At 30.2% G+C, this 5,297-nt stretch carries 9 protein-coding genes; 4 read left to right on the top strand and 5 right to left on the bottom strand.

Going from position 1 to position 5,297, the window contains the following annotated elements; translation table 11 throughout:
- The first annotated feature begins 133 nt into the window (after window positions 1-133).
- Complete coding sequence (locus PF569_00045; GenBank protein ID MDA3854616.1) at window positions 134-805, top strand: hypothetical protein; 672 nt, start codon at window positions 134-136, stop codon at window positions 803-805.
- Here the strand turns inward: PF569_00045 and PF569_00040 are convergent.
- Window positions 802-1,353, bottom strand: coding sequence for a hypothetical protein (locus PF569_00040; protein ID MDA3854615.1), 552 nt, complete (start codon window positions 1,351-1,353; stop codon window positions 802-804). The two genes, PF569_00045 and PF569_00040, sit on opposite strands and share 4 nt — an antisense overlap.
- A gap of 76 nt (window positions 1,354-1,429) precedes the next feature.
- Between PF569_00040 and PF569_00035 the strand changes: the two genes are divergently transcribed.
- Window positions 1,430-2,032 (top strand): C39 family peptidase, encoded by a 603-nt coding sequence (locus PF569_00035; GenBank protein ID MDA3854614.1) that lies wholly within the window; start codon window positions 1,430-1,432, stop codon window positions 2,030-2,032.
- 54 nt (window positions 2,033-2,086) lie between these two features.
- Window positions 2,087-2,356 carry a hypothetical protein gene (locus tag PF569_00030; GenBank protein ID MDA3854613.1) on the top strand — a complete coding sequence of 90 codons (270 nt, stop codon included), beginning with the start codon at window positions 2,087-2,089 and terminating at the stop codon, window positions 2,354-2,356.
- 33 nt (window positions 2,357-2,389) lie between these two features.
- Here the strand turns inward: PF569_00030 and PF569_00025 are convergent, their stop codons facing one another.
- The 4 genes from PF569_00025 to PF569_00010 form a co-directional block, all read right to left on the bottom strand.
- Window positions 2,390-2,845, bottom strand: a complete 456-nt coding sequence (locus tag PF569_00025) for a hypothetical protein (protein MDA3854612.1) — start codon at window positions 2,843-2,845, stop codon at window positions 2,390-2,392.
- A complete protein-coding gene (locus tag PF569_00020; protein ID MDA3854611.1) occupies window positions 2,838-4,067 on the bottom strand; it encodes a hypothetical protein in 1,230 nt (409 codons plus the stop codon). The genes PF569_00025 and PF569_00020 overlap by 8 nt, the downstream gene beginning before the upstream one ends.
- A gap of 4 nt (window positions 4,068-4,071) precedes the next feature.
- Window positions 4,072-4,578 (bottom strand): hypothetical protein, encoded by a 507-nt coding sequence (locus tag PF569_00015; protein ID MDA3854610.1) that lies wholly within the window; start codon window positions 4,576-4,578, stop codon window positions 4,072-4,074.
- 72 nt (window positions 4,579-4,650) lie between these two features.
- Complete coding sequence (locus PF569_00010) at window positions 4,651-4,938, bottom strand: hypothetical protein (protein MDA3854609.1); 288 nt, start codon at window positions 4,936-4,938, stop codon at window positions 4,651-4,653.
- A 142-nt stretch (window positions 4,939-5,080) separates the two neighbouring features.
- Here PF569_00010 and PF569_00005 point away from each other — a divergent pair.
- A partial coding sequence (locus PF569_00005; protein ID MDA3854608.1) for a hypothetical protein occupies window positions 5,081-5,297 on the top strand: 217 nt, incomplete at its 3' end.

The following is a 5,297-nucleotide window of genomic DNA, read 5'->3' as shown; positions in this document are numbered from 1 at the left end:
GTAGGAGTTACCCGAATTTACGCTTGTAGAGATTAAGACCTCTCAAAAATAAGTTTACTTAATTTTGAAGTTTGATCGTTGAAACAAGAAGCCCAAAGTTTTAACTTTGGGTAGCTCACGTAACTATTACATCATGGCTACAAAAAGATTTCAAGAAAATGCACCTACTCTTAGAGAAATATGGGAATATACGTATGACCAGTATCGAAGCAGATTTGATAATAGGGATAGAGATGTAATAAAAAAGCTTATAGTGGATGAAGTAACAGAGTTATTAGTGGATAGGTTAGATGTACCTATGAAAAAATATAGAATAACCACTCACTCATACCCTCAATATAAACCCTATGATAAAATTAAAGGAAAAAAATCTAAAAACCAACGGACTATAAGACACCAATATGATATTACTTTAGAACTGGAAGAATTATCTTTAGATAGTAGGTTTAATTGGAGAGTAGGATCACAGAAAAAATGGCCTAAAACAATAGCTCAAAAGTTTGTTCAAACTATTAGGAGAGAAACCTTAGCTAACTGGAAAAAGAAATATGATAGTGATAGGATTAGAAAACTATTAAAAAGGCATAGGTCCAGTGCTAAATATCTGAATAATGGAGATTATGTATCCAGAGCATTAGGAATTAATGGTGATTTTTATTGGAGACTTCAAGCCCCTCTATATAAGGCTGGTGTATTATATGGTCTTTGTTGGGAGAAGAATTCTGATAATACAGATATCTTCTTTGATAAACATACAATCAGAGTTTTAGAATATATGATGGAAAAGAAAATAATATCTTATTAAAGTCCTAATGAATCCAAATTTACCATAACTTTCTGCATTAGTGCAATCATAGCTGTAACAACCCCACCCCCTATAAGTAAGTTTAATAGTGATGGTGCAAAGGTTCTAGCCCAAGATTGAAAGTTATTTTTAGAATTCTCTTTCATTCTCTTCAATTCATCTACTTCATTCTTTAATGTTTCTAGTTTAGTGAGTTCTAAAGTTTGTAATGAATTTAATTCTCCTTTAACAGCAGATAGACTTTGTTCCGTTACACCAACTCTTTCTCCAAATCTAGTTAATGTTTCTTCAGCATCCCTTCCTAACCTTTGGACTACTTTACCAACTTCATCTCTATGCTCTCTATCAAGATTATATAAATCTCTATCATTATTTTTTAAATGGTCAATATCTTTATATACAGAATTATAGTGTGTTTCAAGTTTAGAATTTATTACTGATTCTAATTGATTAAACCTTTCGATTGTTCGCTCTTCTTGTTTCTGTATCTCTTTTGATAAAGTGTCGATACTATTATTGATAATTTCACGAATGTCTGAGAGTTCCATTTGCATATATATACACCTCTACTTATTTATTGTAACTATACTAATATAGTTACATATATTCAGAGAGGTTTATATTATGAGAAAAATTCTAAAAAATGCAGGGAGTGAAAACTATTATAAACAGACTAATAATCCAACTGAACAGCAAGATAAGAAAAAAAAGATATCTTGGCTACAATCCTGTGGTCCTACTGCTGTAGTTAATATTATTGCTTCCATAGGTAAACCTGTAGAGATAGTCACTCAGGGAGCCTATAAGCCACAACCAGAGGAGATCCTAAACGATTACTTCCATGACCCTATAAATTATAGCAAACTAAATAAGATTCGTCCATCTACCCCTGCTGAGGAATGGCAAGGAAATCAAATACCACAATTTTATCCTATAGCAATTAAAGATGTATTCAATATAGAATCACATTTTTCATGGGGTATAGCTTATAGTGACATTATTAACAGTATAAATAAGGGTAAAGGATTGGTAGTTTGTTTAAAATCTCCAGGTCATTTTATTGCTATTGTAGGATATGATAGTGATAATGATACAGTAATTTATAATGATCCATGGCCTGAAGACTACTGGCCTAAATCGCTTGAAGGAACTAAGCCCTATCTTAGAGAAGTTCCGTGGGATAATCTAGACATTAATTTACAACCATATAAAATAACTATTGGATAGTCTTGATTAAAATTAGATTTTTAACTATTATATATATACATGGAGGAAATATATATGAAAGTAAAACCAGTTAATGAATTTATTCTTGTTAAACCAATGGAAGTAAAAGAATCAACAACAGCTAGTGGTATCATTATGGTAAATCAGAATCGGAAACCAATAGGTAGGGGCATTGTATTAGATGTGGGGGGAACTCAATCTACAGCTATTGTGCAAGGTGTTCAAGTTAATTTTTATGAACACGCAAAGGATGTTGTGGAACATGATGATGAAGAATGTTATATTATTAGGATAAAAGATGTTCTTTGTACTATAACCGATTAAAAAAATAAGCCCCTATATTTAGGGGCTTTTTTATTATTCAGCAGGGGGAGTCTCAATATCATCTTCTCTATGTTCAAACCTATCAGAATAAGTTTCCATAATCTGCATAAATTTATTAACAGCATTAAGTTGTTTTGTATCTAACTGAACAGCTTCACCAGCTTCTTCATCACGCTCTTTAGGTGCTAATAATGGAGTAGAGTTCTGACCTGAAGGTCTAAAGATATCTAGTAGTGATCGAGCATAATCAGATTTTGATTGCTGTATAATTCCATACCACCGTCTTAACTCTTCTGGTTCAATCTCATGTAGTTTTACTTTAGATAAAAACTCTTGAATAATCATACCTAAAGCTACATCTTGTTCTTGTATAGTTTGTGTTTGCTGTATAATAAACTTTGCTAAACTCTGTCTAAAATCTTCTGACGATTGAACATTAATATCTTTATCTTTCTCTAAACTTTCTGCTAAATTTTTTAAACTATCCATAATTAACCTCACTGAAAATATCTCTTAATTTATTTTTAATCTCTTTATTTAGTTTAGCTATCCCTTTACCTATACGGATAGTGTTTACCTCTTCTGTAGCAAAAGGTAACTCTTCTTTGATTTCATCCCAAGTCATATTTTTTAATTCTTTATAGTAATAACACAATGCTATTAATATTTGATTTTGAAACTCCTCTCTATCTGGAAAGGTTAGTGTTCTACCACTAAATAGTGATATAATCTTTGAAAACCCTCCCATACCTAGAGCATGATACATATCACCTAAATCTTTATTATTCCTACTATATATAGTCATGGAAACTAAATTAATTATCATTTCAGATTCATCAGGAGTTCTCTCTGCAAAGGTCATATTTAGTCTGTCTGTCCATAAGTTTTTAGTATCACTATCCATCATATTGTTTACCTCTTTTTGTTTATTACTTGCTGTAGGATCAGCTATGAATTGTCTTAGCTGATATAAAGATAAATCATAATTATTCTTAATACTGTTATCATATCTATTCCAGCATGAAGAGAAAAAACGATCTTCTTTATTATCTAAATAGTGATTTAATAATGACCAGTTTATTACTGCAATCCTTAAACCTTGTCTATCTAAAATAGTTTTAAATATAAGACCTAAAAACTCTTCTATAGAACTTCTTAAATCTCGTTTATGATCTTCATTATGTATCCTGTCTTCTTCATAAGTAAAAGATTCATCATGATATTCTACTGATAGCTTATCTTCTAATGTTTGATTATTATCAGCTGAACTACTAACAGGAGAAGAAAGTGATATTTCATGATGTTCACGCTCTTTCTTTTTAGTATTATATAAAGGATAAAGAATCACTTGTGATAAATATCCTACAAAGGAATTCTCAATATAGAATTCTGGCTTATTCTTATAGTATTCTAATATTTTTAAAAGAGAATCATTAGTAGCATCATCTACTAAATTTTCCCTATCTGGTACATAAGAACCTTTAAGATTTTTATGTATAAGATTTTTAATAATCTCTTCCATAAGAATTACCATTTCTGCTAATATTGATTCATCCCTACTAGCTAGATATTGATCTTGTAGTATATGTAATTTACGCTCATTTATTGGTTTATCAAAATATTTTACATTACACTTAGGACAAACTTCAGGTATCTCCTCTTGTGTAATTTGTATATCTGATTGACAATTCGTACAAAATAATTTTTCCAATCTTCTATCCCCCAAATATGTTATTCCATACTTCTATAGTTAAGTTTTTATCAATGACCAATTTTGGATCAAATTCTTTTTTATTTATCGGTATCATATAGCCCTTATCTAATAAAACTATTTGTTCTTTTTTTAATATTGATTTCTTTCCTAACCTTTCAAGATATTCTATTAAAGAATAATCCATAACCATAAAGGTATAATAACCATACCTCTTCCAAAACCCTACACCTACCAGTGTCTCATTTTGTTTACGATCTTTTTTAATTTTGATTAAACTACTTCTTTGATGATCTTCCAATCTACTGAATGGAAAAGAAGCATAACCGTTATTTAAGAACTTATTTTCAATATAAATGTTTTTACCTAGTACACAAGCAAATATATCAAACGGTCTTTTAGTATCTGCTATAATACCATATTTATTAACCTGTGGATCAGGTATCTTATAGGAAAACCCATACTGATTAAATACCTTAGACATTAAACCATTAAAATCCTTTTCTTCCATTACAAAAAATCCCCCTTAGAAAAATATTATTTCTTCTAAGAGGGATAGTTAAAAATTGAGATAGGTAAAATTTTAGTCTTCTAAAGACAGCTTCTTCAATTCATCCTTTACAGCTTCAAGAAGGGTTTCTGATTCATCATATACCCCTGCATTGGTCTGTTCAAAAATCCAAGTCTTATAGGCTCTATCTACAGATTTAGCATCAATCTCTAGCTTTTCAGCTAGTGTCTTCTTTGCATCTTTGATAGCACCATTTAAGTCTTTAATAGCTTCTTTCCGTTCTGCAATCTGTTCTTCTACATCATACATCTTTCTAAAAACCTCAGAAACTTCCTTTACTTGTGTTTGTTCGTATACCATTGGCATCTCCTAAATATTTAAGTTAACTACAATATAATCTATATATTTAATATGGTCAATAGTTAAGTAAGAAAAACATATAAAAAAGATAGTTGACATTATTTGTATTATCATTTATACTCTATCTTGAAAGGAGAGAAAAATGATAAATGAAATTAAAGCAAAGGCAAAAGAGTTTAACGAAAAGTTTTTTAGTGGTGATCTAACTCTAGTAGATACTACCTTTAGATTATCTAACCGTATGTCACGTACAAGAGGTCATTTTTTTTACAATAGGCTTACAGGACTACAAGAGATTACTATTTCTAATATCCTATTTCAAGTCAATGATCCCCATCAATGGAAACAAACACTATTAC

The organism is Candidatus Woesearchaeota archaeon (assembly GCA_027858315.1).
GTDB lineage: Archaea > Nanobdellota > Nanobdellia > Woesearchaeales > UBA583 > UBA583.
This window is presented reverse-complemented; position numbering and strand designations above follow the sequence as displayed.